The sequence below is a fragment of the Cupriavidus sp. 8B genome, assembly GCF_054589115.1.
This window is the reverse complement of record NZ_BAAILO010000290.1, coordinates 1-26,821: the sequence shown is the minus strand read 5'-3', so window position 1 is coordinate 26,821 and position 26,821 is coordinate 1. Positions and strand designations below refer to the sequence as shown.

The window sequence follows — 26,821 nt, the reverse complement described above, 5'->3', positions numbered from 1 at the left end:
CGCTCAAACGGCGTGCCGCGGCCCTCGGGTTTCAGGTTAATCCGGTAGAGGTGGCCGCCTAACCCCAGCCGCCAGTCTTGTTTCTCAGGAGACTCCTGAAATTCGACTCGACGCGTGTCCGAGAGAATCGGACGACTATGTTTGTGCGACAGGATGTGTGTTGGACTACAGGGGCGTATCACGATGCAATGCAACCTCGTGGGGGTTAGACGCATCGAGGCACCCATCAGCGATGACGATCAAGCGAACCACTCGCCTACAGTGCCATCATGAGGGCCGCATACAACGCCTCCAGCTCCCTCAGCGAGTTCCCGCGATGGCATTGAGGATGGTACCGCCCCTAGCCGTGATGCGGGGACGTTGGTGTCCGGAGGGGAGTTCCTCTAGGTTGACGAACTGGTGTTCGAGGAGGGTGTCAAGATCCGCGCGATCCAGTTCAGTGGCGGCCGGGCCGTCCTTGATCAGCATGAGGGTCGCCAATTCATGAGGACTCAGCATCCTGTTGTCTCCTATGTTTAAATTCAGGTCTTCTGGGAGGCGTCACTTGTAGTCCTCGCACTGTGCGCATGGGACGCGGCGGAGACTGTGACTTCCTTTGTACGAGGTCCTCGACCACGGGGCGCCTACCGCGCGCGCCCGGAAGACATATTCAATACCGTCCCAGACGCATTATCAAGGTGTGACATGTTTTTTTAGGACAGCCTTCGCCTGGCCGACGTCTAACTGTCGCATCCTGGATCGCTTGTACATCGTCCAGACCGCCCGACTCCATCGCGGTCTCTGCCATGCACCGCATGCTTGAATACCTGACATCGCCATCCTAAATTGGGACTAGATCTTAGGCCAATCGATGTTGCAGTGCGGGATCACCGGAGGGGCTGTTGACTCGGCGGTTCCGCCGGAGAGGCCCATGCTGTAGCCTGGTGGACGCGATTGCCTGGCCGGTGGGGTCTTTCGGCCGAATCCTCGGCGTTGGCGGGAAACTGTTCGGCCTGCGCCGACCTTCGACTGTACGGCGGACGTGAAGGCACGGTACGGCAAGTAATCGGGCAAGTCACAGACGGAGGTCTCGGACGCTAACTATCTGGCTGATAAGGACAAGTGCGATTTCGGCAGCGCCAAGGACAAATGCATTTCGGACGCGAAGGCCAGATACGGCACGTAGTCATTGGCTCGGTGGGCGGGGCATGCCGTCGCCGCTTGTTGAGGAAGTGGGCAGGTCCGGCAGCGGATTCACCATCAGGAACCCGAATGGGAGTTGACCATGAACTGGGATCAGATCGAAGGCAAGTGGGAGCAAGCAAAAGGCAAGGTCAAGGAAAAGTGGGGAAAGCTGACTGACGATGACCTAACCCGGATAGAAGGTAAGCGCGATCAACTCGCTGGAAAAATCCAGGAACGCTATGGCTATACGAAGGAACAGGCTGAGGAAGAAATGAAAGCGTGGGAGCGTGACACCAAGTGGTAGACATTGCTCAACGCGCTGGCGCCTGTCATTGAGTAAGGAACGTTTGCGCCCGGTGCCACCAGTGAGGTTTATCCCCATAGGCCGCGACACGCCTAGAGGGAAAACCATCCCTTATCCGCTCTACCCGAAGTGGAGTGGGCTCGCGCATTTGAACTGCGGTAGGTTTGGCCTTGAATGAGGTAACCAGCAATTTACGCGCCAGAAACGTTGCTACTCATACGCGATCATCTGCGCCTCGAACCAGGACGTCGAACCGCGTCTACCGTAATCCTCGGCTACCCCGGCGTGTTTCAAGGAGATTCAAGCTCGTTTACCCGACAGTCCCAGCGAAATTCGACGCCACGTGCGTGCACGTAGGATTGGACCGCGCGGGCACCCGGGCAGGCCACTTCCGCTCGTTCTGGCCTTCGGATTAGTAGGATAGGCGGCCCCGGCGCCTGCCGTGCCGGCTTTGCGGCAATATGGGCAAGATGGCGCTGCGGCGCGTCCAGCTTGTGTAGCCCTCGCCCGCGACGGACAAACTGGCAACGCGGGCCCACCAGCGAGGTCGCCTCTAGCGCGGCCGTGCGATGTTGGGGTGCCTGCAACCTCATGGTGCGCGCTGTCGCTACCGCGCTCGTCAATCGCGCAGTGACCTGGAGGTTTGGCGCGAAGACGTTACCTGGCCTTGAACTCAAGTCAGGTGTTCCACACTCGCTGCGCACGCTGGTTGCCGTGCCGACCCTACTGACCAACGAAGCGACCAACCGCAAGTGGGCGTGACCTGGCATAGATCGGATTCGGCGCGCCACCTCATAGCCGTCCATGTCTGGCAAGCCGATATCCAGAAGCACCACGTCGGGCCTGAAAGTGTAATCCAGCGCGGCGTGCCCCTCGGCGGCGACTTGACCAACGTGCTGGCAAAGCGGCCCGCGGTGCCGCGCAGTCGACGACCCTACGGCATTGGATGGTGGCCGAAGTAGTGCGGCGAAAAGCACCTTGCTAGCACCGAGGGTGGCGTGGCGAGGCGAAGGTATCGGGCCGAGAGGGGATCGGCTTCTGTCGAGGGCGAGATCCGCCGCCGCACCCTCGCGGCCGTGGCCGCGCCTGATGGATCACTCTAGCAATGCCAAGGCCGGCCGGGTAAGAAGAATTTTGGAGTGCCCGATATCTGGTAAAGATCCCTTTCTAGTCGTTCGCTAGTCGGCGTATATTTAGATTGCGGCGCCGCCCCGCCAATTGCCCGCGTATAAGTGCCGCAACGGGCATCTCACGAGCAATGAGGCCAGACGCATGCAAACGCATGAAAATCCTAGGGAAAACCATCTTTTGTCCGTTCTACCCGAAGTGGAGTGGGATCGCCTAACTCCGCTACTCGTGGCGGTCGATATGCCGCTAGGCCACGTTATTTACGAGTCTGGAGACCGCCTCGATCACGTGTACTTCCCGACCACGTCGATCATTTCTCTTCTCTACGTAATGGAGGACGGTTCGTCAGCCGAGATTGCGATTGTCGGTAACGAAGGCATCGTGGGGGTTGCCCTTTTCATGGGAGGGGAAACCACACCGAGCCGTGCGATCGTGCAAAGCGCTGGCCGTGCCTATAAGCTGAGCAGCGCCGCCATGAAGCAAGAATTCAATCGAGGTGGCCCAATGCAGCGACTGCTGCTCCGCTATACGCAGTCACTGATCACGCAAATGGCGCAGACTGCTGTCTGCAATCGGCATCATTCAATCGACCAGCAACTTTGCCGTTGGCTGTTGCTGAGCATGGACCGCTTGCCGTCCAACGAACTGCGCATGACACAGGAGTTAATCGCCAATATGCTGGGCGTGCGAAGATCTGGCGTGACAGAGGCGGCGCTGAAACTGCAGAGCGCCGGCCTGATCCGCTACCACCATGGGCATATCGAGGTACTCGACCGACCTGGGCTGGAGCAGCGCGTGTGCGAATGCTATGCCGTCGTGAAGCAAGAATGCGATCGTCTGTTGCCCGACCTACGAGCGATTTGAGCTTGTCAGGTTAGCACGTGCGAACCACTCCGGATCCCCATGGCAAAAAATGCGACTGGCTGACTTCATTCTGCGCGACATGGAGACCATCTTGGTGCAGCGGGAAGCGTTTACGGGTACCCAATTGCCGGCCGCGGCGAGTATGAACCCGCGCGCATTGCGCGACCACACGGAGTAAATTCTGCGGGCAGTCGCAAAGGTTTTGTCTACTTTCCAGACCCAGATTGCCCAGGCAGAAAAGTCGAGGGGGATGGCCCCTCGATTGCTCGACGCTACGGAAACCGCAGCACAGACGCATGCCCATCTTCGCTTGCGAAGCGGCTTCGACATCAATCAACTGGCCGCTGAGTTCCGGGCTCTGCGTGCAAGCGTTCTTCGTCTATGGATAGACGATTGTCAGCCTGAATCGCCCGATCGATCGGTCTTTTCACTGCGCAAGTGGACCAGGCTCGCAACTTGTTTCTTGGAATGCTGGGGCACGACGTGCGAAGCCCCCTACTACTCGCCGGGCGCTGTCCGAACATCACGACTTGTGGATGCGTAGTTGATTCTCTACCGACTTCACGCCGGCGACCCCGTGGACAACATCGGCTGCCGTCTGCTTCTGTGCCGCTGACGGAACGCTGCCGGTTAGCCGTACCACGCCTTCGCGGGTGCGCACGTGGATGTTGGTCGAACTCAGATTCTTTTGCTCGAGCAGGCTAGCCTTGACCTTGGTCGTGATCGCCGTATCGTTGATGCCCTCACCAGCCGTCTCATGCGTGGGATTGGGGTTCATGGGCGACGCCGCCGGGGCGTCAGTTGCACCTTGGCTAAGCGGAGCATATAAGCTCGCCGCGAGCATGATGCATGCGGCGCCCGTGGCGAATTTGATGAGAGGGCTGGATTTCATTTGAACTACCTCGATTTGGATCGAATCAGTAATTACAGACGGAGTGCTCCGGTAATCAAATTGCCCTGAAAATGGCGGCCGGCCGGCTTGGCATCACGAAAGATCCGCTCCTTCGTCACGCAGCTCCCCCGAAGAACTCAGGCTGACACCATTTCATCTTGAAGTCGGTACGATGGCGGACACGGTGAACTTCATATGCACACTTGGAACTCGCTGACCGTTGTTCCTGGGGCGGTCTTCGTTTGTCCGTGTGACCCATCCAGAGCATGCACTTCGTCGTCGGGTTCCATCACGTGAAGCAGAGATACGATTGCCATGGTCGGGAACTGGTTGATATGCTCTACAAGATTCCCCTGTGGCGGCGCGTGGAAAGATCGCATCACTCTCGAGGGGCACTGAGGCCAACAGCTCCTTCACTGAAAAGAAAGAAAGTCCATGAAGGGCAATCGCCGTGATCTACGCGGACCTCTTGCCTGATTTCGTAGAGCGCGGGGCCGACCTGACTTCGCCAAAATCCACCTGCGAACTGAGAGCCACCGCTATTGCACGGTAGCGTACCGACTCGATTCAAGTTCCCATCTACTTTCACTTCAAACGCGTCTCTCCACCAGGAACGGAGCGATTGGTGGCAAAAAGGGGAGTACCAATCAATGACACGACTCGCCGCGAAAAGCTCCACCGCAGTGCGGTGCCACTGAGGTGAGGCGGATCGTCGCTGAGGCTGCGCTCGCCCACGTTGCTTCCGTCGCGGCCCGTACCGCCCAGAACCGTTGACCTAGGGCAATGAGCAGCCGCGCGCTGCGCTTACGCTGAAGTAATTGCTGAATATAGAGAGCGAAAATGCGTTGCTTGCTTATTGCGTTGTCGATCCTGCTCTGCCCGCCGAGTTCAGTTCACGCTCAGACCAGCGTATACGTTGGATTGAGTGGCGTCAGCATTGGTATCAACTTGCCGGCGTATCCGGCGCTCGTCCCGGTCCCGGGTTATCCTGTCTACTATGCCCCTCAGTTGAAATCGAATTACTTCTTCTACGACGGCCTGTACTGGGTGTACCAGGGAGATAACTGGTATGCGAGTAGCTGGTACAACGGGCCGTGGCAGTTGGTGGGACGTTATGAGGTGCCGCTGTTCGTGCTGCGCATTCCGATACGCTACTATCGGAGACCTCCAGCGTACTTTCGCGGCTGGAATCCTGGCGCGCCACCACGCTGGGGTCAGCACTGGGGCCGCGACTGGGAAGATCGTCGAAGCGGGTGGGCCCAATGGGACCATCGCTCCGCTCCACCTTCCGCACGGTTGCCCGACTACCAGCGGCAGTATTCGGGGGTCCGATATCCTCGCGCAACAGAACAACAAAATGCGATTCGATCCGAGAACTACCACTACCAGCCGCGTGAAACCGTAACGCAGCAGCATTATCAACAACAGGGCAACGCGGGGAGCTTCCGCACCCAGCCGCAGCCGCAAGCCCCTGTGCAGCAACGATCTTCGTCGCAGCCGAATCCGCAACCGCAGCAGGTTCAACCCCCGCTACCGAGACCCAGACAACCTGTCCAGCAGATGCCGCCTTCAGAGACCGTACACTCTGTGCAGCCGCCACCGCAAATGCAACACCCCCAGCCTGGACCACAGGACACCATGCAGCGTGCTCAACAGCACGGCAGCGCGGACATTGCGCGCCCCGAGTCGCAGCAGGAAGCGCCCGGTCAGCAGCGATTGCCGACTCAACAGCAGCATTCGCAACCGAATCAGCAACGGCAACAGCAGCCAGCGCAGTCACAAACCGGGCAAGCTGTGCAGCAGATGCCCCCCGCACAACCAACGCATCAGACGCACTCTGCGCAACCGCCGTCACAAATGCAACACCCCCAGAGTGGACCGCAGGACAAGCATGGCGAGAACAGGAACGAAGAGCATGGTCCGAATGGACGCTAATTGAACATGTTTGCCATCACTGCATTTTCTTGTGTTACGGGGAGTTGGCTCAGTAGCTCGAGAGGCACTGTAAGCGCTAAATTTGACTCTGGTGCAAATTGCGGGAGCGAGCAAGAAACGCGTATTCGCCGTTTCCAAGCTCAGACGCATCTTCCCAGGCGCTCTCATAGTCGAGGTCTACCGTGCCCTTCATCCGAGAATTGCGTTACCGGGGCTTTTCTGTTCCGCTCGCAACCGGCCGGCCGTTATCTCGGCCGTACGAATGCCCAGTTCACCTCGCACTGTTAGTGCCATCCCTCAGTCTGCGTTCGAGCGACGCATCGAAGTGTAATTCGATAACGTCAACGCGCTGGAAGCGGTGCTGTCCGTCGACGTAATCCCAGCGTTCTACCAACGCGCTGCGCCGTCGACTGGCCGACGACACGCCGCGAATTAGGTTGACGGAATTGCCGGCTTCGAAGCGCACGCGCGACGACACCGCCGTACCGGCCTGCACGGCCCAGACCTTGCGGGGCAGCGTAGCAAAGCGCTCATGCAGCGCGGTGACGAAAGGCAAGTGGATGTGGCCGCCAAGGATCAAGTCCGCGCCGGCCTGCGACCAGCGGCGCACTGCCGCCGCGCAACCGTGCAGCAGGTTCGTCTTGTCGTGCACACTGGTCACCGCGACCGGCTGGTGCGTGACCACCACGCGCAACTGCGTCTCGGCAGCCTGTTCGAGACGCGCCGCAACGCGTTCGACTTGTTCGGCGGATACCTCGCCGTTCTTGTGGCGATAGAAGCGTGTGGTGTTCAGCGTGATAACTAGCCATTGGTCCGATTCGAATATCGGCTCGAGCTCATCGCCGAATGCCTGGCGGTAGTTCGCATACGGATGGAACAGACGCGAGCCTAGATTGAACAGCGGAATATCGTGGTTACCCGGGATTATCAGCGTTGCGGCGACGTGGAGCCGGTCGACGAACGCGCGCGCGGCGAGAAACTGCTTGCGTCGCGCGCGTTGCGTAATGTCGCCGGATAGCACAACCAGTTCCGGCGCGGCGTCGTGCACGAGGCGCACCAACGCCTCAACGACATCTGGCAGTTCAGTGCCGAAGTGGGGATCGGAAATCTGAAGTAGCAAGGTCATGAGCGGTTAGAAGGCGAGGGTGCGTCGGAGGGCTCGGGTTTCAACAGATAGAGCGGCTCAGCTGCGACCCGGAATTCGAAGGGCGGTTGGAGCCAGACGATTTCGCCGTCGGTCGCGACCTTCATGCCGCGCGCTCGACGGCGCGTTGAGGGCGTGACCGTGATCCGCCGGAAGGCAAAACTGATCACGTCGTCGGAAGTGCCAAGCTTGCCGAGCGCACCGCGCACTATCAGCCAATACTGTGTCAGCATGCCGACCGGTCGCATCGTCAACGCGACGAGTAAGCCATGTTCCGGCTCCGACGCTTGCGGAATGCCGATCCGCTCGAGTTGAAGTCGGTTGTTGCCGACGAACAGCGTCGGCGTGCGCATCGGGCGTGTGTCTCCATCGTGCTCAATTAGCAACCGCAACGACCGATGTTCTTGCAGCAGCGTGACCAGTGCCGACAGTACCGCCACGATTCGGCTGCGGCCGAATATTCGCTTGTAGGCCTCACGGTCCTCGAGCAGTTCCGGGTAGAGTCCAAGGCTCGCATTGACCAAGAACACGCGATCGTTGACCAGCCCTACTTGTACAGGATACGCATGTGCCGACAGCAGGAGTTGCGTCGCATCAGCCGTGTCGGCCGGGATACCATGGGTCCGGCCGAAATAGTTGAAGGTACCTTGTGGCAGTACGCCGAACAGGCAACCGCTTCCGAGTGTCGCCTGCGCGACCGTGCGGATCGTGCCGTCGCCGCCGGCAGCGACCACCACGCCGCCGCGAGAGCGTGCTTCATCGACGGTCTGCCGTGCGACTTGGTCTATCTGCTCGGGCCGCTCGATCATGCGCACGTGGTGCTCGCGCTTAGCGCGGGCCAAGATCGTCTCGATCGTGCTGCGCGTGGCGGCAGCATCGTTGCTGCCGGACCCTACATTCAGGACGATATGAAATGGCGCTGCAGCGTCGACCGGAGTGGGAGGCATTTAGGCGTCGGCCAGTAAACGTGGTGACACATGATAGCCCTCGAAGCCAACAATATGGTGCGGCGCCTGGCCCAGGTATAAAGCCACCAGCATTGGATATCGACGACTGGTGGCCACAGCTACAAATCTGGTCAGCCCTAACCATTGGCCATACTCTTGAAGTATCGCCAACAGGTTCTGGATCTGAACAGAGACGTACCGTGGCAACTGCATCCGTCGACACACCACAGCGTTGCTGTTTTTTGTCCCGCGAAGCATCCAGCCCATCGCTCACGGTGCGTAGTCGAATCAAAATTGGAGTTTCTCAATCATCACACTCGCCGCTCTGATAGCGGACGCTTCCGAGCGAATACCGGGAACGATATGCACCTCGGTGGCTCCGATAATACTGACAGAGGCGCGCCTTGGCGTCCCGAGTCGCGCCCTAGTAAATGCGTTTGATTTCGGTCGATCGCACCAGGTAAAGGGTGTCACGCGTCACATCAGCGAGGACTTGCGGCAGAGGCGCATCCCGCGTGCGGTGCCCGATTTCGGTATCGAAACAGTCAAAGGGGTCATTGGGCTGCCGAACACTCGGTAAAGCTCGCATACACGCCGCCGTCGGCAAATTGCCAGACCCGGGAAAGTGGTGATGCCGCGTCATCCGCGCCGGCCGTGCCGCGGCAGACGCACCATATGTCCGCCGCAAGGATCGTCGTCGCGAATGTTGGGTTCAATGTCCGCCCAGTGGAGGCAACTTGCGTTCGACGAGCGCACGCCTGGGCGGGGACCCGGGTACGGACTCGTCGGCGGCTCGGTCAGAACTCAGAGGGTAGCCGTCCGGCATCATGTCGACGTGCACGGTCGGGGTCCCAACTCAATGCGTGCGGCCTACGTACCGAAGTTCAGATCAGCCCAGATGCGACTGGCTCGCTATCCGGCCTGCCGCCATGCCGCCTCGCATAGACCGAGATTTGTAGGACGAATCCGGTATGAAATCAGTGCGTGCCCGATAGCATTTGCGTGCGGTGTAAACGAGACTGAAGAACTCAGTTGTTGGACCAGCCGATGCTTCCCTTCGTTCTCGTTACACTCGCGGCAATCGCGGTGATTGTCATTGTGATTTACCTAATGAAATAGTGGTCATGCTCCGAGCGAGTGGCCGAAGGGCAAAATGAGGCGAGCACGGACACTGGGTAGGCGAGCACCGCGCCCACGGCCGGTATTGTACCAAGTAGGGACCAAAATAATGGTGGAGTTAGTTTCCAGAGCCGACGGTGCTTTCAAAGTGTCGCAAATTTTGCGCGCCGGGTTGTGGCCAGTGATCGTTTCTGGCTCGCCAAAGCGGAGCCGATCCAGTAACGAAGCAATTTCTGCAGCCATTCACCAAGAAGCAGCTGTTTCAAAATGAAACGTCGTGGCTCTGGTGCGGCAACAGACAATACCTAGGAGATCCTATGGCTTTCAAATACACCTTCATTGATGTAACCAACGCCACGCCCGCCGGCGCTCCTGTTCTCGTGGCTGAGCTGACCGCAGACGCGCCCATCCCTCACCTCGCTATTGGTGTGGTCATTCGCCTGCCGGACGCCGCCGGCAAGTCTTGGCTGGTAAAGGAGTTGTGCCTGAGTCCGACGATCCAGACCAACGTGATCGGCGCGGACCTGACGGCTTTAGTCTACGTGACCGGCACATAATCCTTGGACCTTCCGACATCCACAAGAGAGCTGCGCGGCTGTTACGCGGCTCCTCCCCTGTCCTTCGATCGGTCGTGCCGCCGCACTGCGATGTGGCCATGCTCATCCAAGTGGCGCGCGAGCGAGTCTGGAAAGTTAGGGCGAGGATGTAGTCCTTCAGTATTCAGAAGGGCAAGATCGGCATTTACTCGCTCCGCCCTGCGAAGGGGCCAGCGGGAAGGTGTGAGCAGCCGGGGCGGGCGCGGTGCGGGGCCAAGCCCGCTTCCGCTCAGCACAACGCTTGGCCCGATAGAGGCCAGCGGCGGCCACTTGTATCAGGCGGCTGAAGATCACGGCCGCGCCGGCGCCACCACAACACAACCGATGCTTACGACGTTTACAACGCCACCCATGTACTCACGCTGACGCCTGCGGAGCAGAGGCCCATCGCCCGCAATCAATCACTGGACCGATCCTTCCCAACACTCCGAAGCGAACGGCAGGCTGGCACCGATCCTCATCACGGATCCGCGGGAGCCGAAGCGTTCACCGCCTTCGTCAGTTGGGCGGCATGGGCTTCGCTGGCCGATCGCCCCGGCGTCGGCTACTCCTACACCATCATTTGTGCGACAGGTTGTCACTCAATTGCATTGAGGACACCACCCGAAACTGCTGGACCTGTCTGGACGCAGACGCCCGTGTTCATCATTCGGATACCGCGTGTCGAGTTGGATCTACAAGGTCTCAGTTTTCAAGGCGCGTGCTGCGGCCGGCCTAAGTGACTTGATCATCCCAAGGGGACAGGAACAGCGACTTGACGCATCGGGTGAAGGGCGTTTTGACTGCTACCGTACAGACGCACCCGTGTGGCATGTGAGAGTGTTCTACTACACCCTGCGCGCACCAGCGATGTTCTAGGATCGCGCACGCGAGGCATATATCCTCGCACATCCCGTAACTAGCAGCGCTGCAGGTCTTTGTTGTGACGGATGGCTAGCTCTCGCTGCACGTTTCGTGAGTGGGTCCGTGACCACGCATCTCACAACTGTTTGAGCTAGTGGGAAATTTAAGGAGAGCGTCATGAACATCGTCTGGCTTGTCGGAGCTGTGGTTATTGTTCTGTTCTTGCTTGGCTTTTTGGGATTGAGGTGAGGCCTTCGTCCAAGGTGGAGAGCTCGTCATCGCTATCCGGTCCTTTATAGTCGGATTCGCCTTTAGAGAATTTCGCCACGCGCGTCGAACGCTGGCGACCACTCCTGAAGCAGGCGAATTCCTCACAGGTCATTGGGGCCAGGTAGGTATCTGAGGAGAACAGTAGTGCCTCGTCCGTGTGCCAGTTAAAACTACCACCAGGCCATCCACGCTAGCGGACCAAGGCTGCTCGTTACATAGGGCTAGGAGTATTCCATGAATACGATCATCGCTTCGCTCCACCCGCCATGGCGCGCGATGGTTTCCAGGCTCTGCTTGAGCCTAGGTGTCATTAGCGCTTTGGCGGCGGTGGTCTGGATCGGCTTGGTCGGGTGGCAGCTCTTCAGAGTGGCCTCCCACGAGGGAATCGACCCGGTCGATGCGTTGATTTGCCTTGTCGGATTCGTGTTTCTCGGCGCGGTCTCGTTGATCAGTTGGGAGTGCCTATCGGAAGACGCGAGTTCGCGTCGCTCTTCTGCTGCGACGCGAAAAGGATGCACCGCGTCGGAATTCATAGACTCCTGATTGAACTCGATGCTCTCTACTGAACTCCCGACAGCCGCACTGGATGACCTTTGCGTCAACACTCTGCGCTTCCTGTCGGTCGATGCCGTGCAGAACGCCAACAGCGGCCACCCCGGCATGCCGCTGGGTGCGGCGCCGATGGCCTATGTGCTTTGGACCCGTTTTCTCAAGCATCATCCAGCCAATCCGCTTTGGTTCGACCGGGACCGTTTCGTGCTATCCGCGGGCCACGGCTCGGCGCTGCTATACAGCTTTCTCCACCTCGCAGGATATGATCTGCCGCTCGAACAGCTTCGGCAATTCCGGCAGTGGGGCAGCATCACGCCGGGCCACCCGGAGCGAGGCCTGACGCCGGGCGTCGAAGTGACAACCGGACCGCTCGGTCAAGGCTTTGGCAACGGCGTGGGCATGGCGATGGCGGAAGCGAATCTGGCCGCTCGCTACAACCGCGATGGTTTCGACATCATCAATCACTTTACCTACGGCATCGTGAGCGACGGCGACCTGATGGAAGGCATTGCGTCCGAAGCCGCTTCACTGGCTGGGCATCTGCATTTGGGCAAGCTGATCTACCTGTACGACGATAATGGCGTCACGCTCTCCGCAAGCACGGGTATCACGTTTACAGAGGATGCTGCGCAGCGCTTTGATGCCTATGGCTGGCATACCCATTTGGTGGAGGACGGTAACGACCTGCCATCCATCGAGCAGGCGCTGCATGCCGCCCGCGCCGAGACCAGGCGACCGTCTCTAATCCTGGTGCGCACGCATCTCGGTTATGGGTCGCCCAACAAGCAAGACACATTCGAAGCGCACGGTTCGCCGCTCGGCGTGGAAGAGGTCCGGGTGACCAAACAGAACCTCGGCTGGCCGGAGGATCCGCCATTCCATATCCCCGAACCGGCGAGCTCGCGTTTTCTTGAGGCGAGCGAGGAGGGAGAGCAGGCCGAAGGGGAATGGCGCCAAAAATTCTCCGCCTACGAAAAGCAATTCCCTGATCTTGCGGTGGAGCTAGGAGAACGCATGCGTGGCGGAGTCACTGGGGACTCTTCCGGATGGGAGGCGGCGATCCCGCAGTTTCCCGCGGACAGCAAAGGCATGGCCACGCGCGCCGCATCGGGGAAGGTCATGAACGCCATCGCTCCGCTGTTTCCCGCGCTGATCGGCGGCTCGGCGGATCTGGACCCGTCGACCTATACCGCGCTGAAAGGGTTGGGGGACTTTGAGCCAACCAACATTAGCGCAGCTGACAGACAGGGCTCCAACGGCGGGGGCTGGAGCCGCGCCGGCCGCAATGTGCATTTTGGCGTGCGAGAGCATGCCATGGGCGCGATCATGAACGGCATGGCTGCGCACGGCGCAATGGTGCCTTTCGGCGCGACTTTCCTGATTTTCTCCGACTACATGCGCCCGGCGATTCGCCTTGCCGCGCTGATGGGCCTGCACGTTATCTACATCTTCACCCACGACAGCATCGCGCTGGGCGAGGACGGCTCCACGCATCAGCCAGTGGAGCAGCTTGCCAGCTTGCGCGCGTTGCCACGCCTAGTCGTGATTCGTCCTGCGGATGCCAACGAAGCCGCCATCGCCTGGCGCGTCGCGCTGGCAACTTGCGACCGGCCGGTGGCACTGGTGCTCACGCGGCAGAACGTTCCCACCCTGGACCGTACGCAATTCGCCGCCGCCGACGGCTTGCAGCGAGGCGCTTACATCCTGGCCGACGCCCCGAACGGCAATCCGGAATTGATCCTGATTGCCAGCGGCTCGGAAGTCTCGCTGATCGTCGCTGCACAGATCAAACTGGCGCGGGAGAACATCCAGGCGCGTATTGTCTCGATGCCAAGTTGGGAACTGTTCGATGCCCAGCCGAAGGCGTACCGTGAGGCGGTATTTCCCCCTGAGGTCGCTGCACGGTTGGCGGTCGAAGCAGGCGTCTCGCAAGGCTGGCACCGCTTTGTCGGCGACCGCGGCGATGTGCTGGCGGTAGACCGCTTCGGCGCATCGACCGCGGGCGAGATCGTGATGCGCGAATACGGTTTTACCGTCGAGAACGTTTGCAGGCGGGCGGCTTTGCTGATCCACCCATAGCAGAGGCTGTGTGTATACTGGCAGCCTTCTCAGGCTCCAAGCGCGGCATCGACAATTGCCTGCGCCTCCTTTGCGATCCGGCGCAGATGATCCTCAAGGGCAATCCTGGTGAATGTACCGAGGCTCGTCACGGCATACTACACAGATGCGCCCGATCCATGGTTTGCCGGCCAGGGGACTTATTTTCATGGCATTGTCCTTGGTGCTGTGGTTTCCGAGAGATCGGATCCCGCGCCAGGGCCGGACACGCGCGCCCGTTCGAAGATTGCCACCCGTTCGCCATAGCATTGGGCGATGCGGGAAACGGCGTCCGGCCTCGTCAACTTCTTTGATTCGTAGTCGGTGATCGCGTCCCAGAAGGTGGTGCGTCCAACCGCGAAGCCAATCAGCCCCGGCACCTGCGCCGCAGTTTCGAGCCATGCCACCACGCGCCGTTCGTCGGCGTCGCGCCCCAACACGATGCAGCCGACTTCACCCCGTCCGCCACGCCGCACGGTTTCGACCAGTTGTTCGTAATCTTCGCGGTCATCGAGTCCTTCGATCTTCCAGATATCCGGCTCGATGCCTGCATCCTGCAGGGTACGGACGGCCTGGCGCATCAGGGCAGGGCGAGTTCGCCGATCGTAGGCATCGTTGTCCACCTGGACCTGCTCCAACTGTACCTTCGTGGCCGGTACCAGCAACTCGAACATGAAGCGTTGCGCAGCCTTCCGGCAGTAGTCGGTCAGCTGTCTCAGGCGGGCTGTCTGCCGCAAATTGAGCGCGGCATCGCCATCCGGGTTATAGCGCACCAACACTTTCGCGAAGGTCGGCCTGAAGGCATCGATGTGCTCCGCAAACGCCTCGCCATATTCGAACTCGAATTCGTCCGAACCGCTCTTCTCGACCGAGACCGCGGTGACGTAGCCACTGCGTATCGCATCGCGAAGAATACCGGCGCCGAATTCTTCATCAACCAGAATGCCGGCGCAAGACGCCGGCACCCCATCGTCGACGGCTTCCCTGAAGCCATCGTAGATGAGTTGCTTGCTGCCCGCTACCGTCTTGCGCTGGTCCGGCGTCAGCGGCGGCTCGAACTGGAACATGCCGGTCACATAGGATTGGCGATGATCGAACGACAATAGGTAGAGCGGTGATTTGTAGCCGAGATTCATGATGGTCCCTCCCGAAGCCGGCGACAACGCCGGATCAATGTGTTGATGGAACTGTCGTGTCCGGGCGTCGGCTCCCCGGCGTCCTCAAACTCCGGAATGATGCGCAGCCAAGTTCCTCCCCCCAATGCTCGAAGGAGTCGATGCGCCAGCTCACCCTTGCGCCAAAACACGGTGCTCGAGCGACCAGCGTCCCCAGCGCCTCGGAGTCAGGGGCTCGGCGATCGCCATCGAGCGTGACATGCTTGTCGTTGCTTTCCATCTCGAGATAGATGCCAGCGGCTTTGCCGACAAGGCGCTCGCCTCGCTGCGGATCGTCGGCAAAGATCTGCCACAGGTGCAGATGACGCACCTGCCAGTGATGCGCCGCGAGCGCCGGCCACGCCGGCCGATCGGACGGCCGCGGGTCGCGGATGGATGCCGGGTCAAACATGATAGCCAACGCCGCCCGATTCGCTGTGCGCGAGCGCCGCGCCCACAGTCATCAAATCGGCCCGGGATTTGGCGAAGGATTCTGCGCCCTCCCGCTGCAACCGGCTGGCCAGCGCCGCTGCATCCACGCCGGCTTGTGCAAAGGCGGCGAGCACGTCTTGCGCATCGCCGCCATCCGCCGCCATGGTGCCGGTCACCGCGCCGTGATCGGCGAAAGCGAGCAGGGTGGCTTCGGGGATGGTGCTGATGGTGTCGGGTGCGGCGAGCGCCTCCAGATATAGCGTGTCCGGTGCGGCAGGATCCTTGGTGCCGGTGCTGGACCACAGCAGGCGTTGCGGCAGCGCGCCGCCGTTCGCCAGCTTGCGCCAGCGCGGCGCGTTCAATAGTTCGCGATAGGCCCGGTATGCGCGCCGCGCAATGGCGATGCCAAGACGATTGGCCAGCGCGGCGGGAATCTTGTCCTTGACCGCCACGTCCCATCGACTGATAAAGATCGAGGCGACTGAGCCGACCTTCGGATCGAGACCGGCGGCGATGCGCCGCTCGATGCCGCGCAGGTAGGCCGCCGCCGCCGCAAGGTACTGCTCACTGGAGAATAGCAGCGTGACGTTGATCGGCACGCCGGCGAAGATCGATTCTTCGATGGCGATGACGCTGGCAGGCATGCCCGGAATCTTGATGAAGAGATTGGCCCGCCGCGCGCGAGCATGGAGTTGCGCGGCTTCGCGCACCGTGCCCGCCGCATCGTTTGCCAGCAAGGGAGAGACTTCCAGCGAGACCCAACCGTCGACGCCAGCCGTCGCCTCATGGATGGGGAGGAAGAGATCGGCGGCACGGGTCAGGTCCTCCAGCGCCAGCTCGAGCAAGAGGGCCTCCCCTGACTTCCCTGCAGCAGTCTTTGCTTGAACTGTCTCATCGTAGAAATTCGTGTTCCGAATGGCATGATCGAAGATCGTGGAGTTCGAAGTGAGCCCGGTGACGGAGAACTCGCGCACATAGCGCTGCAGCGTACCGCTTTCCAGCAGCCCGCGCGAGATGTTGTCGAGCCACAGGCTTTGACCCAGTGCTTGAAGACGTTCGGTGGCGTTCATGGAGACCTCTGTTCGGTATGACCCGCCCGGGCAGCATCCAGCAGGACCGCCAAGTCATAGTTGAGCAGGTCACCGATGTGCTCGAGCGTCAGGTCGGCGGCTGGATATGCGGTCACGGCATGCGGGTCGTGGGCGTAGTGCCCCTGCCGCGGAAAGACGGTTGTGAGCCTGTCTTTCCATACCGCCTTCATTGCCGCCAGGATGCGCAGCTTGTCGTCGACCATAACGTAATGACGAGCCGGGTAGCGCTGCTCGACGTCGTCGAGCATGGTCTCCTTATGAATATAGATCAGCACGCGCCCCTCGACTGCTTTCCATAAGCCGGAACGCTGGATCTTGCGCGGCTGGAAAACCACGTCGCCATCGGACAGGACGACCGTGGGCCCCCAGGCGCCAAGGTGTTCGATGACGTCGAGCGCTCCGGGGTACAAGCGGTCTGCAAACGGATAGTCCACCAGGAACGCAGACATCAGCAGTAGGCGCGGATCGTTCAGGCTGTCGAGGCGGTAGCGCTGCAACGCGCCCAGGTAATCGGCGTATCCCAGTTCGGCACGCAACGCCTCGAAGATCTGCCAATAGCGCTCCCGGTTCGCGGCGCCAAACGCATGGTCGAGGTGTGCCTGGAGATCGTCCTGGAGGCGATCGTTATCAAGCAGCGTGTTATCGCAGTCCAGCAGGAAGACCAGCTTCTCTCGCGTTTTCATGGCAAAACCTCCTCTGATGCGGGGTTGTGCCATCGATCGTCGCCAGCCAGGATCCGGCCGGCCGCTGGTGGCCCCCACGTATCCGGCTCGTACTCGAAAGCCGGCACCGCGTCGCCGAGGATCGGGTCAACCACACGCCGGGTCGCTTCGACCGTAACCGCTTCCTTGCCGAGGTAGTGGTCGATACGGAAAATCCCCTCCTCGGGAAAGCAGGCGTGCAATGTCCGGATGAGCGCCTGCGCCGAAGCGACGCTGCAGCCATGGCCGTGTTCCCCAGAACCGAGCCCGAAGATCCACCGGCATGCGCGGATTCGTCGTCTACTTCGTGGGCCATGATGAAGCGGGTCATTTCTTGGCTGGGCCGCGCGGCGGGTAGCGTATGGTGAGCAATCTACCGCAAGGGATATGCAATTTCGGTCTGCCAACGTACGGTTGCGCTGGCCGTCGGCCGGGCCGGCCCCCACGGCTCCTGCTGCCGGCAACACATGCGGACGTTCGATGGCGCTCCGGTGTACCCGCTTGTCCCGGGATTCAGTCCAGCCATCCGCCGCTGAAGCCGGCGCGGCGCAGGCCGCCTACGATGTAGGGACATTGCCGCAGGAGCGCCCAGACCAGCCCGGTCAGGTAGTTGTCAATCATGATGACCGTCGGTCCTTCATTGATGCCGAAGTGATAGGGCGACACCCAACCGGCTTTGCGGGCGGGTTCGCATGGGAACGTTGGATTGAAAGACGCCTTGAAGCCATAAGGATTGGCTTCACAGAGCCGGAGTCGGTTAAAGTGCTCGATCGTCGGCAATACGATCTCGGGGGCAAACGGCAGGGAGGCCACCACGGCCCATGGTGCGAGCGTGCCGTCATCGGGGCCATAGGGCGCCCCGCGCGCAACATAGTCGAAGAAGATACGCGGCACGCCGTTGACGTTCCTGGAGACCGCGCCGGGTCCGTCGCTGGCGGACGTGCCCCAGCAGAATTCCCCATACAGCATGAATCCGAGCGGATTCCGCATCGCATATTGCTGCTGTACAAAGGCAGCGCGGCGACTGTTCTCGAAATAATCGCACTCACGCTCCTGCATGAACGGGTCGCGGATACCGCGAAAATCGATCCAGACGTGCGACAACTGATGGATGAACAACGGACCGGCGTATAGATACTCGATCCCGTAAATGGTCTTCCATCGATAGGTTTTGGACCATGCCAGGTAGCAGCGTTCGGGAATGGGAAAGGTCGGCGACCCAAGCGCGAGGACATACAGGATCAGCGCTTCGTCATAACCTTCCCAATGCCATTTCAGGAATCCATGTTCCGGTGTCCAACCGTGGCACACAAGCGGAGCGGCTCCAAGCATCCAGCGCCAGTCAACCCGCTTGTAGAGCATATCCGCCAGCCGCCTGATCTCGGTTTCGCCGGCTGAAGCCTCCTGGAAGTACGCGGCAGCAGTCAGCAATCCGGCGACCAGGATCGCTGTATCGACACTCGACAACTCGCAATGCCAGGCCCTGCGACCTGACGTCATATCCAGGAAATGATAATAGAACCCCTTGTAGCCGCTCGCATTGGGTGCAGTGCTCTGCTCGCTGCCTGCCAGGAACCGCAGCGTCGCCAACGTCCGTTGCAAGGCGTGGTTGCGCGATATGAAATGGTGTTCGACGCCGATCGGGTAGACCGTGAGCGCCATGCCGATTGCCGCTATGCTGGCCGGCCAGTTGTCGAGCGTCTTGTCGGACACCAAACCGTTTGCCGGATTCGCCTCATGTATGAAGTACGCAAACGAATCCCGCTGCAGGCTTTGCAGCATGTCAGTTGCGGAATTCTGCTCCTGGCGAACGACATCCGTCACGGCGGGCTCCATTCAATTTGCAGCGATGCCACCGATTGGGGCGGCAGGACGACCTCGATCACTGTCGTTTCGCGATCGAAAAGGAAGGCATGCACGTCATCCGAAAGCATCGCCGCGGCACTGATTCGCTCGACATCTTCAGTGATCAGGTATTCCGGTTGCCCAAGCGCGCGCCACGCCGCCACCGGGTTGCAATGATCCGGGTCGATGCGCGATACGGTTACCCGGCACGGGCGCCGGCCGGCCGTCCCGGAGAGCCTCAGCTGTGCCGTTTCACTGCGAATGGGATGACGCGGCATCGCCTGGTTGACCAGCAATACACTGGAGGTGGGGCGCTGGCCAGTGTTCAGTTTTCCTACCCAGACGGCGACTGTCTCATGGCTGCCCAGGACGGGAAGCCGACCATCGCCAAGACGCAGCATCAGCTGGAATGCCCGATAAACCGGTTTGGCAATGCCGTGCAAAGTCAACAAGCCGAAGCCCCCATGAAAGGGAGCGCTCGGGAAGCCGCCTTCCTCGAAGAGGTCGGAGAACGTCCAATAGCCATACGCATCCACGATGCCGTCCACGCTCATTGCAATCCGCACCGCCAGCGCCGCGGCAAATGCCTGGTCGAGCAGCGGATCACGCGGATTGGCGGTGATATTCCATTCGGTATACAGAAGGGGACGTCCGCGCGCCTGGGCGCGTGCTTGCAAGGCACGCTCTCGCATCACATCCTTCGGCGCGTGTTCCAGTTGCGAAATTGAGTCTGGGCCAAATTGAGGAGACGCGTCGGTGGGGTAAAAGTGTGTGCTGATGGAATCGACGGCAAGCCTGTTCTGCTCGCAATAGCCGATGAACTCGTCAATCCAGGCATTCTGCGCGGTCGCGGGGCCGCCGACCTGCAGGCGATCGTCGATGCGCTTGATCGCGTCGACTGTGGTGCGATAGAGCGCGAAATAGCCCTACTGGTCGCCGGTCCAGAACTGTCGCAGATTGGGTTCGTTCCAGACTTCGAACAGCCACTGGGAGACTTCGGCGATGCCATAGCGCGCGACCCAATGGCTTACCAGTTCATGGATCAACAGGCCCCACTGCCGATAATCCGCTGGAGGGGTTATGTTGGCACGATAGTGAAATACGGTAGCCGTGCCAGACGCCAGCGCCGTCGGCATGAATGACAGTTCAATGAGCGGCTTCATGTCAATGGATAACAGGAAATCGAATATCTGGTCGGCATTGAAGAATGAGTACGACCACCGGTTGCCGCCATAACTGACGGTACTCATGTCGTCACACAGGATGCCGTGAAAGCGCACATGGCGGAAGCCGAGATCGAGATGTGCACGGCACAGTTGGGCTTGCCAATCGGCGCGGAGCGCTATGGGTGCGTGACAGCTTCCCACGGTGTGTTGCCAGGGGTGTGCCAGTGGGAGCGGTGTCGCGGCGAGATCGCAGTTGAAAGTGGTGGCCATGACTGAAGGCGAGGAAGACGAAGTGATAGGCAGGCAGGCGAGTCCGATGCGTAATCCCCGAATGGCGTCATGACTGCACGTTACCGATCTGTGGCGCGGATGACTTCAATCCTGCAAGACGTATCTTGTCGAAATTCAATTGATCCGCAAGGCTTTGGGTGCATTCGTTCCTCTATGTATAGCCCGTCCCTGGCACCCGCCGCCGTCCGGGGCCGTACAGTTCGGATAATTTTCTTCAGCGGTTTAGGCGGCACGGTTGCACGGTTCCGTCCCTGAATGTCAGAACCGGTCTTGTTCTATTTGCTGCGTTGCTTCCCTAAATTCATTAAGTGCCCTTCTAGTTCCCCGCGTCGGACTATTCGGGGATGATGAAATCTACTTATTGCTTAACATCACTCGGTTAGGAAGGGCGACGCCATGAGCGTCACACACGATCTGAAAGCCAACTGTCTTCTTGCGGTGTTACCGGATGCCGAGTGGGCACGGATAGCACCACACGTTGTACTGGTCGGACTTCCGTTCGGTCGCGGTCCTCGATCGGCCGGGTCTTGAGAAGCACGTGTGCGAGTGCTACAGCGTGGTGAAGTCTTGACTGTGGCATGCGGTGAAGAATGGCTCGATATGGTGTGTGATCTTTCCCGTGTGTGGCGTGCCTGGTTTTGCGTCACCACGCCGCCAAGATGTGGCTCATGGTGCGATCGCACTTGCAGTTCTGGTGGAGGCCAAACAGGCGCTAACCATACCCCGAATCGAAGTGGCATAGTGATCGACACCGATGGCGCTCTGGAGAGCTTCGCTCCACTGATCTGTATCGCCAATTGGCCAGAGGCCCACGACGATCGACGCGTCCGGAAAACGTTGCCGCACGCGCCGCACAAGGTAGCGCAGGTGGGACGGAATGCCGTCAATGTTTAGGTAAAAAATACACACAATCGTCGCCGCGGTGACGTCCAGATTGTGCATTCTGGCGCGCGAGGCCGCTTCGTGGGGGACAACTCGGCAATCAAGAGCGTGCTTTCCAAGGAGTTGGACAAGAATGGTCGATGCCAACTCGTCGAGCGGTCCCCTTCCTGCTATACAAAGGACGAGGCTTTCGGCGCTTCGCGCCGTAAGATTTTCGATGCTTGGCGAGGGGCCGTATGGAGTCGGTTGGCGCGGAACTCCTTGTTCATCGACGTACGGTGCCAACGCGAACTCGTGGCCATTTGCGTCGGCTGGGACCGGATCAATGTCCACGAAGCTGTCCAGACCCTCGACGAGATCGTTCGTTGTGGCCTCTATTCGCGCCAGTTGCGCGGCTGTTACAACGCCGCGCAACACATCGTTGGCCGCGAGCTGCAATCCCTTGAGGGCGACCTCATCGTAATAGGAGGAGAGTGATCGTTCGCGCAGCAGGAGTTCGGCTTGCTCAAGTGCTTCATCCGGATCGCCGGCGAGCACTCGTTGGTAAAAATTCTCAACCGGAGTCAGCGTCGGCTGGTCGCCCAGCAGCACGTCGAGAACCTCGAGTCGCCCAACATGCCGGCCGAGGACAACCAGGCAAAGAGTCAGCGGGGTGGACAGGATGAGTCCGACCGGGCCCCATATCCAACTCCAGAAAATCGCAGCGACCACCACTGAAAACGGGGAAAGGCCGGTGCTATGGCCATATAACATCGGCTCAACGACCTGAGCGGCTAGCAGTTCGACGGTCGCGAAAAGCGCCAGTGACCAGATCGCCATGGACCACTCAGGACTGACTGCTGCGGCGAGTGCGGTAGCGAGAATAGCGACGATCCAGATTCCGACGTAGGGTACAAGACGCAGCAGCGCGGCCAAGATGCCCCACAACACTGGGCTTGGTACGCCAATGAAGAACAGCCCTGTCCCGATAACAGCGCCCACGGTCGCGTTAACGCCGAATTGCGAAACGAAGTATCGACTGAGACGCCGCGCGGCGTCGTCCATTGCGGTGGTGGTCCGATGCAAATCGCCCGAGCCAAATAACCGGATTGCCCGATCTCGCAGGTCATCACGCTGCAGCAGGATAAAAATGGTCACGATGAATACGATGAAGGCGGTCTCAAGCGGCCTGATGGCGGGAGATAGCACTTGCCGTGCCAACTGAAAGGCCGTCGGAGCCGGCTCGCGCACTTCGACGGCAAGCGCTGCGGGCGGTTGAGCCTCCGACGAGACGGACTGGGGTCCGCGAGTCGCTTGTGGCAAATCCACGGTTGCCCGCTGAAACGCCTTGCCAGCGGTGCCGGCCAGACTGCTGAGCCTTCCAACGGTCAATCGATGCGCGGTATGAATCTTTTCTTCGATGGTGGCCTGATAACGAGGGATGCCGACGGCGAGATCCGTAATTTGCGCGGTGATCACGACCCCCAACAAGACCATCACCGAAACCGAAATTATCACAGCGAGTAGAACCGAAACAATCCGGCCTAGCTTTATACGACAAAAGAAATTGACCAGAGGTGCCACAAGGAAGCTGAGCAAGATCGCAAGTGTGATCGGGATCAGAACGTCTCGCCCAAAATAGAGACCGGCGACTACCGTCACGCCGACGGCGAGGCTGATCAGGCCCTGCACGCTGGAGAGATCAGAAGGCTTGAGATGCGCCGCTTGCCTCGCAAAGCGCGGATCTTCTGAATCAGACATAACTACTCATAGGTTTGCGATGTCGTTCCTCTTCATGCGTAACAGCCCCGTGTGGGCTGCAACAACCGGTCCAATCGCAATCAGTTTGAACTATCCGCTCCGCAATATCGTCTCGGGGCTGTCCCCCCATTTGTTAAGGCTACGCCAACGCGGACGCTGATGTGGTACGACAGCGTACGGAGACACGACATGAGCAAGGGAAGCCGATAGGTAGCGCCACGCTAATGGATGGAGCTGCCCCAGGGCACTAGCCACTATCTCGCGGCGTTGCTTGAGGCCAAGCGCTGGCGAGGTATGCCAGCTGTGCTCACCCGGTTAGCGAAACTGCAGAGGAAAGACCAGGGTGACTCCGGGTGATGGTTGCGGCACGTAGGTGACGGGGGGCGGCGCATAGACGTAGCCAGAGCGCTGGTCGTCATAGCGATAGCGCTGGTTGCCATAGCCATTGCCGCCACGGCGGTCGTCGCGTTGATTGCCGTGCCAGTTCCCGCCAGCCTCCTGCTGGCCCGGACGATGCTGATAGTCATGATTTTGGCCGCGCCGCTGCTGGCTGGGATGGTCGTGGTTGTCTTCGCCGAACGCCGGCGTCGCCCACAGGCCACCAGTTACCATCGTCAGGCCAAATGCCTTGGCGATCCTCGCGCTTGCCGAGCGCGTCCGACTTGACCAAGCTATTGAGGTTTTCACAATGATCTCCAGTGTTTGAGCGGGAGCCCGAGCCGCATCGCGTGGCCTGCGTCTGCGTTTGCTGCCCAGGTTCAGCCCTCAGCCTTTCCTTGAAGCGTGCGGGTGCCTGGTCCGGAAGATCAGGTCGGCGTTCCTTTTCTGGACGTCCGACATGCTGTCGTATAGTTCCTGGAACACGGGCGTTAGCTTCTTGATGCCATCGGCATGCGCGTCGGCGATCTCCCCATAGGACTGGAGGTCGCGCACAGCGGTCATGTCTTTGACATCATTTTCCCGCGCTTGCCGTAGCGATTCCATCTTGCTCGCGTTATCGCGCATGACCTGCGCGACCTTCTGCCAGAGTTGTTCCCGGGCGGCGGTGATCTGGAGCTTCGTATGAAGATCGCGGATGTGTGCCTCGATGCGGTCCTGCTTCGCCATCTTCAAAACTTGCGCGGACCCCTGCGAATCCGTGGCCGTAATGGCCCCGGCGGGGCCCGCCAGCGCCAGCACAGAAAGTAGCGTGGCTGACAGCACGAATACAGTCTTCGGCCGGAATGAAGGCGCAGTGAGTTTCATGATCGATCTCCGTGGACTTGATTGACCTCGCCGGGCGCTCACCAGCATTGGCGGCGCGATCGCATAGTTCTTGTGCGCCGAATCCCGGCTCGCGTCTGTCCGCCACCGGACAAGGACGAGGGAAGCGGCGTTGCAGGACGTCGCTTCGGTATTCGACACTCGGCGATCCCGGGCACGGGCCGGAAATAGAGACATTGCCAATGTCCGTCCTCGTACCGGCATCGCGTCGAATCAATGCCAACCTGATTTCCTCAACAATGATCACCGGCGTGGCGCCCGACAGAGGCGCGCCTGGCGCGCGTGACGACCGGTAAGCGTCAAGCTGGCCGCCCATCCGCTTTCACCAAGGACAATGTCATGAACAAAGGTCAAGTGAGCGGTCGCATCGAGAAGACTAAGGGGAGGATCAAGGAACTGTTTGGCAAAGGTACGGGAAACAAAGACCCAGATGACTGGCAAGATCGAGCAGATCGTCGGCACGACACAGGCCTCGTATGGTGACGCCAAGGAGGAATCCAAGAAGCAGCCGTAGGGCGGCGCCAGCGGGAGCTGCTCTGACGCGTTGCTTCGTGGCGCGTTCAAGTGCAGGCATTGCGAATGCAGCCTTCTCAGATCGGCTCTGCCGCCGTGCGAGAGGGCACCATCGGCTACCAGCTAAACTGGTAGCTCTGCGAGGGGTGCAGCCTCCACTCCCCGTTTCCCGTCAGCTCCAGCACCTGTTGGTGATACTTAAGGAGTGTGGGGCGGTGGCTGACGCTGACCAGCGTCGTCGACGCATTCGATAGCTGGAAGTAAAGGCGTTCTTCGTTTCCAATATCGAGGGCGCTAGTGGCTTCATCCAGCATGGCGTACCGTGGTTTTGCAAGCAGCACGCGGGCAAAGGTGAGACGCTGTTGTTCTCCCACGGAGAGAACCTTCCCCCAGTCAAGATCCGCATCTAGACCGCCGAATCTTTCCGCGATGTCCGGAAGGTTTACCATCTCTAGCAGCAGCAAGAGTTCCGCGTCGGACACCTTCCGGCCATTGTGATTGGGGTAGAGCAACTGGCTGCGCAGGCTTCCCGGCACCATGTAGGGATGCTGCGGCAAGAACAGCATTTGCTCGGTTTCCGGCCGCACGATGCGCCCGGTACCGCTGTTCCACAACCCCGCGATCGCGCGCATCAGCGAACTTTTACCGCCGCCACTTGCACCCACGATAAGCAATCCCTCCCCGGGGTTGATCGACACGGTGAGATCCCTGACGAGCGTCCGTTCGAAATTTGGCGTGTGCAAGGTGACATGCTCGAGCGCCAGGCGAGAGTCTCGCATGGCTTCGATCCTGTTCCCGGCTTGGCGAGGCACTGCTGGCGATTCGGCCAGCGAACTCGAAAACGTGTTCAGCCGGTCGAGTCCGGCGACGAATCGGCTCAGGCTTTCAAAATTATCGACAATGACGGTAAGAGCGGCCAATATCGCGGCAAAGGCGCCGGCTGCCTGGATAGCCCGACCGACTTCGAGCTCGCCGGAAAGGACGCGTGAAGCGACAATGGCACTCGGCAGCATGATGGTTATGAATCCGTAACCATACTGAAAGAAATTAAGATTCAACTGCCATTTGATAAGCTTGTTGAAATTCGCGAAGACATGGTCGAAGCGGCCCCTCACGTGAAGGGACTCATGTGCCTCGCCACGATGAAAGGTAATCGACTCGGCGTTCTCACGTACCCGGATCAGGCTATAGCGAAAATCTGCTTCTCGTTTCAGTTGGTAGAAATTCAGTCCGATCAGGACTCGCCCAAAAAGGAAGATCGAAACCAGCGTGCCAGCGATCGCGTAGATCACAAGAAACAGAACCAACTCCCTGGAGATCGACCAGAGCACGCCGCTGAAGGCAAACAGCTGTAAGAGTGCGCCCAGGCTGAGCAACAGAAAATATAGGGATTGATTCGTGAATGTGTTGACATCCTCCGAAATCCGCTGATCTGGATTGTCTATCTCCGAACTGGAATTAAGCCTATAGAAAGCATGATTCATGAAATATTTTTCCAAATAGTGGCCGGTCAGCCAGCGCCGCCAGTGGATGCCAAGCTTGTTTCTAACGTAGTAGTAGAAGGCGTAGATCGGAACGGCCGCGATCAGGACATAGACGCATACGCCAATGGAGTGCCAGAACCTTCCGGCATCTTTTGCTGCCAATGCCGATGTGAATTCCCCGGATTGTTCGTTGAACAGTACATTGGTTCCGGTTTGCCCCAGGAGCAGCAGAATCAGTACGACAAGTAGTATCCTGGCCTTCCATTTTTCATGCGAGAACCAGTAAGGTTTCGCGATTTCCCAGAATCGCATGGCGGTTTCAAGTCCCAAGTGCAACACCCCGTCAGTGAATTGAAGTTGGGGGATGAGAAACTTGTTTGAGCATACGAGCGAACACCTCGAGT

The 26,821-nt window shown here is 59.7% G+C and carries 19 protein-coding genes and 3 pseudogenes; 6 read left to right on the top strand and 16 right to left on the bottom strand.

Annotated elements, in window-relative coordinates; genetic code table 11:
- Positions 1-300 precede the first annotated feature (300 nt).
- Positions 301-468 (bottom strand): hypothetical protein, encoded by a 168-nt coding sequence (locus ACYP5B_RS28820; RefSeq protein WP_459571954.1) that lies wholly within the window; start codon positions 466-468, stop codon positions 301-303.
- 796 nt (positions 469-1,264) lie between these two features.
- On the opposite strand from ACYP5B_RS28820, the gene ACYP5B_RS28815 reads away from it, so the two are divergent.
- The 3 genes and pseudogenes from ACYP5B_RS28815 to ACYP5B_RS28805 form a co-directional block, all read left to right on the top strand.
- Positions 1,265-1,468, top strand: a complete 204-nt coding sequence (locus ACYP5B_RS28815; RefSeq protein WP_441639816.1) for a CsbD family protein — start codon at positions 1,265-1,267, stop codon at positions 1,466-1,468.
- Between the two features lie 1,272 nt (positions 1,469-2,740).
- A complete protein-coding gene (locus tag ACYP5B_RS28810; protein WP_459571953.1) occupies positions 2,741-3,460 on the top strand; it encodes a Crp/Fnr family transcriptional regulator in 720 nt (239 codons plus the stop codon).
- Between the two features lie 49 nt (positions 3,461-3,509).
- Positions 3,510-3,958, top strand: a pseudogene (locus ACYP5B_RS28805) (sensor histidine kinase); the annotation flags it as partial.
- Positions 3,959-3,983: 25 nt separating this feature from the next.
- On the opposite strand, the gene ACYP5B_RS28800 reads toward ACYP5B_RS28805, so the two are convergent.
- From ACYP5B_RS28800 to ACYP5B_RS28790, 3 genes are all read right to left on the bottom strand, one after another.
- Positions 3,984-4,352 carry a BON domain-containing protein gene (locus ACYP5B_RS28800; RefSeq protein WP_459571952.1) on the bottom strand — a complete coding sequence of 123 codons (369 nt, stop codon included), beginning with the start codon at positions 4,350-4,352 and terminating at the stop codon, positions 3,984-3,986.
- A gap of 2,206 nt (positions 4,353-6,558) precedes the next feature.
- A complete protein-coding gene (locus ACYP5B_RS28795; RefSeq protein WP_459571951.1) occupies positions 6,559-7,413 on the bottom strand; it encodes a metallophosphoesterase family protein in 855 nt (284 codons plus the stop codon).
- Positions 7,410-8,378, bottom strand: a complete 969-nt coding sequence (locus ACYP5B_RS28790) for a diacylglycerol/lipid kinase family protein (protein ID WP_459571950.1) — start codon at positions 8,376-8,378, stop codon at positions 7,410-7,412. Before ACYP5B_RS28790 ends, ACYP5B_RS28795 begins: the two co-directional genes overlap by 4 nt.
- A 1,436-nt stretch (positions 8,379-9,814) precedes the next feature.
- Here ACYP5B_RS28790 and ACYP5B_RS28785 point away from each other — a divergent pair.
- Both ACYP5B_RS28785 and ACYP5B_RS28780 read left to right on the top strand, forming a co-directional pair.
- Positions 9,815-10,054, top strand: coding sequence for a hypothetical protein (locus ACYP5B_RS28785; protein WP_267601787.1), 240 nt, complete (start codon positions 9,815-9,817; stop codon positions 10,052-10,054).
- A gap of 386 nt (positions 10,055-10,440) precedes the next feature.
- A pseudogene (locus ACYP5B_RS28780) lies at positions 10,441-10,815 on the top strand (hypothetical protein); the annotation flags it as partial.
- Between the two features lie 612 nt (positions 10,816-11,427).
- On the opposite strand, the gene ACYP5B_RS28775 reads toward ACYP5B_RS28780, so the two are convergent.
- Entirely contained in the window at positions 11,428-11,739 is a 312-nt protein-coding gene (locus ACYP5B_RS28775) for a hypothetical protein (RefSeq protein ID WP_459571949.1), read from the bottom strand.
- Positions 11,740-11,758: 19 nt separating this feature from the next.
- Here ACYP5B_RS28775 and tkt point away from each other — a divergent pair, with 19 nt between their 5' ends.
- Positions 11,759-13,837 (top strand): transketolase, encoded by a 2,079-nt coding sequence (tkt, locus tag ACYP5B_RS28770; RefSeq protein WP_459571956.1) that lies wholly within the window; start codon positions 11,759-11,761, stop codon positions 13,835-13,837.
- A 185-nt stretch (positions 13,838-14,022) separates the two neighbouring features.
- On the opposite strand, the gene ACYP5B_RS28765 is transcribed toward tkt, so the two are convergent.
- The 11 genes and pseudogenes from ACYP5B_RS28765 to ACYP5B_RS28715 form a co-directional block, all read right to left on the bottom strand.
- The gene (locus ACYP5B_RS28765; protein ID WP_459571948.1) at positions 14,023-14,991 is read right to left on the bottom strand and encodes a 2-deoxy-5-keto-D-gluconate 6-phosphate aldolase domain-containing protein; all 969 of its coding nucleotides are present in this window, start codon (positions 14,989-14,991) and stop codon (positions 14,023-14,025) included.
- Between the two features lie 34 nt (positions 14,992-15,025).
- On the bottom strand, positions 15,026-15,421 hold the full coding sequence (locus tag ACYP5B_RS28760) for a hypothetical protein (RefSeq protein ID WP_459571946.1): 396 nt from the start codon (positions 15,419-15,421) through the stop codon (positions 15,026-15,028).
- Positions 15,414-16,511 (bottom strand): transaldolase, encoded by a 1,098-nt coding sequence (tal, locus tag ACYP5B_RS28755; RefSeq protein ID WP_459571945.1) that lies wholly within the window; start codon positions 16,509-16,511, stop codon positions 15,414-15,416. The genes ACYP5B_RS28760 and tal overlap by 8 nt, the downstream gene beginning before the upstream one ends.
- Positions 16,508-17,215: an HAD family hydrolase gene (locus ACYP5B_RS28750; RefSeq protein WP_459571944.1), complete on the bottom strand. Its 708-nt coding sequence runs from the start codon at positions 17,213-17,215 to the stop codon at positions 16,508-16,510. The genes tal and ACYP5B_RS28750 overlap by 4 nt, the downstream gene beginning before the upstream one ends.
- Positions 17,212-17,679: a hypothetical protein gene (locus ACYP5B_RS28745; protein WP_459571943.1), complete on the bottom strand. Its 468-nt coding sequence runs from the start codon at positions 17,677-17,679 to the stop codon at positions 17,212-17,214. Before ACYP5B_RS28745 ends, ACYP5B_RS28750 begins: the two co-directional genes overlap by 4 nt.
- A gap of 67 nt (positions 17,680-17,746) precedes the next feature.
- Complete coding sequence (locus ACYP5B_RS28740) at positions 17,747-19,015, bottom strand: glucoamylase family protein (protein ID WP_459571955.1); 1,269 nt, start codon at positions 19,013-19,015, stop codon at positions 17,747-17,749.
- A gap of 38 nt (positions 19,016-19,053) precedes the next feature.
- A pseudogene (locus tag ACYP5B_RS28735) lies at positions 19,054-20,514 on the bottom strand (GH39 family glycosyl hydrolase).
- Positions 20,515-21,201: 687 nt separating this feature from the next.
- On the bottom strand, positions 21,202-23,157 hold the full coding sequence (locus tag ACYP5B_RS28730) for an AI-2E family transporter (RefSeq protein WP_459571942.1): 1,956 nt from the start codon (positions 23,155-23,157) through the stop codon (positions 21,202-21,204).
- A gap of 315 nt (positions 23,158-23,472) precedes the next feature.
- Positions 23,473-23,844: a hypothetical protein gene (locus ACYP5B_RS28725; protein WP_459571941.1), complete on the bottom strand. Its 372-nt coding sequence runs from the start codon at positions 23,842-23,844 to the stop codon at positions 23,473-23,475.
- 78 nt (positions 23,845-23,922) lie between these two features.
- A complete protein-coding gene (locus ACYP5B_RS28720) occupies positions 23,923-24,402 on the bottom strand; it encodes a Spy/CpxP family protein refolding chaperone (RefSeq protein WP_459571940.1) in 480 nt (159 codons plus the stop codon).
- Positions 24,403-25,049: 647 nt separating this feature from the next.
- A complete protein-coding gene (locus ACYP5B_RS28715) occupies positions 25,050-26,729 on the bottom strand; it encodes an ABC transporter ATP-binding protein/permease (RefSeq protein ID WP_459571939.1) in 1,680 nt (559 codons plus the stop codon).
- Positions 26,730-26,821 lie beyond the last annotated feature (92 nt).

What these genes read in the sequence shown, in the direction of transcription:
- ACYP5B_RS28820 (WP_459571954.1), bottom strand. Translation starts at nt 468, where the DNA reads ATGCTGATCAAGGACGGCCCGGCCGCCACTGAACTGGATCGCGCGGAT.
- ACYP5B_RS28815 (WP_441639816.1), top strand. Translation starts at nt 1,265, where the DNA reads ATGAACTGGGATCAGATCGAAGGCAAGTGGGAGCAAGCAAAAGGCAAG.
- ACYP5B_RS28810 (WP_459571953.1), top strand. Translation starts at nt 2,741, where the DNA reads ATGCAAACGCATGAAAATCCTAGGGAAAACCATCTTTTGTCCGTTCTA.
- ACYP5B_RS28800 (WP_459571952.1), bottom strand. Translation starts at nt 4,352, where the DNA reads ATGAAATCCAGCCCTCTCATCAAATTCGCCACGGGCGCCGCATGCATC.
- ACYP5B_RS28795 (WP_459571951.1), bottom strand. Translation starts at nt 7,413, where the DNA reads ATGACCTTGCTACTTCAGATTTCCGATCCCCACTTCGGCACTGAACTG.
- ACYP5B_RS28790 (WP_459571950.1), bottom strand. Translation starts at nt 8,378, where the DNA reads ATGCCTCCCACTCCGGTCGACGCTGCAGCGCCATTTCATATCGTCCTG.
- ACYP5B_RS28785 (WP_267601787.1), top strand. Translation starts at nt 9,815, where the DNA reads ATGGCTTTCAAATACACCTTCATTGATGTAACCAACGCCACGCCCGCC.
- ACYP5B_RS28775 (WP_459571949.1), bottom strand. Translation starts at nt 11,739, where the DNA reads ATGAATTCCGACGCGGTGCATCCTTTTCGCGTCGCAGCAGAAGAGCGA.
- tkt (WP_459571956.1), top strand. Translation starts at nt 11,759, where the DNA reads ATGCTCTCTACTGAACTCCCGACAGCCGCACTGGATGACCTTTGCGTC.
- ACYP5B_RS28765 (WP_459571948.1), bottom strand. Translation starts at nt 14,991, where the DNA reads ATGAATCTCGGCTACAAATCACCGCTCTACCTATTGTCGTTCGATCAT.
- ACYP5B_RS28760 (WP_459571946.1), bottom strand. Translation starts at nt 15,421, where the DNA reads ATGTTTGACCCGGCATCCATCCGCGACCCGCGGCCGTCCGATCGGCCG.
- tal (WP_459571945.1), bottom strand. Translation starts at nt 16,511, where the DNA reads ATGAACGCCACCGAACGTCTTCAAGCACTGGGTCAAAGCCTGTGGCTC.
- ACYP5B_RS28750 (WP_459571944.1), bottom strand. Translation starts at nt 17,215, where the DNA reads ATGAAAACGCGAGAGAAGCTGGTCTTCCTGCTGGACTGCGATAACACG.
- ACYP5B_RS28740 (WP_459571955.1), bottom strand. Translation starts at nt 19,015, where the DNA reads ATGCTGCAAAGCCTGCAGCGGGATTCGTTTGCGTACTTCATACATGAG.
- ACYP5B_RS28730 (WP_459571942.1), bottom strand. Translation starts at nt 23,157, where the DNA reads ATGTCTGATTCAGAAGATCCGCGCTTTGCGAGGCAAGCGGCGCATCTC.
- ACYP5B_RS28720 (WP_459571940.1), bottom strand. Translation starts at nt 24,402, where the DNA reads ATGAAACTCACTGCGCCTTCATTCCGGCCGAAGACTGTATTCGTGCTG.
- ACYP5B_RS28715 (WP_459571939.1), bottom strand. Translation starts at nt 26,729, where the DNA reads ATGCGATTCTGGGAAATCGCGAAACCTTACTGGTTCTCGCATGAAAAA.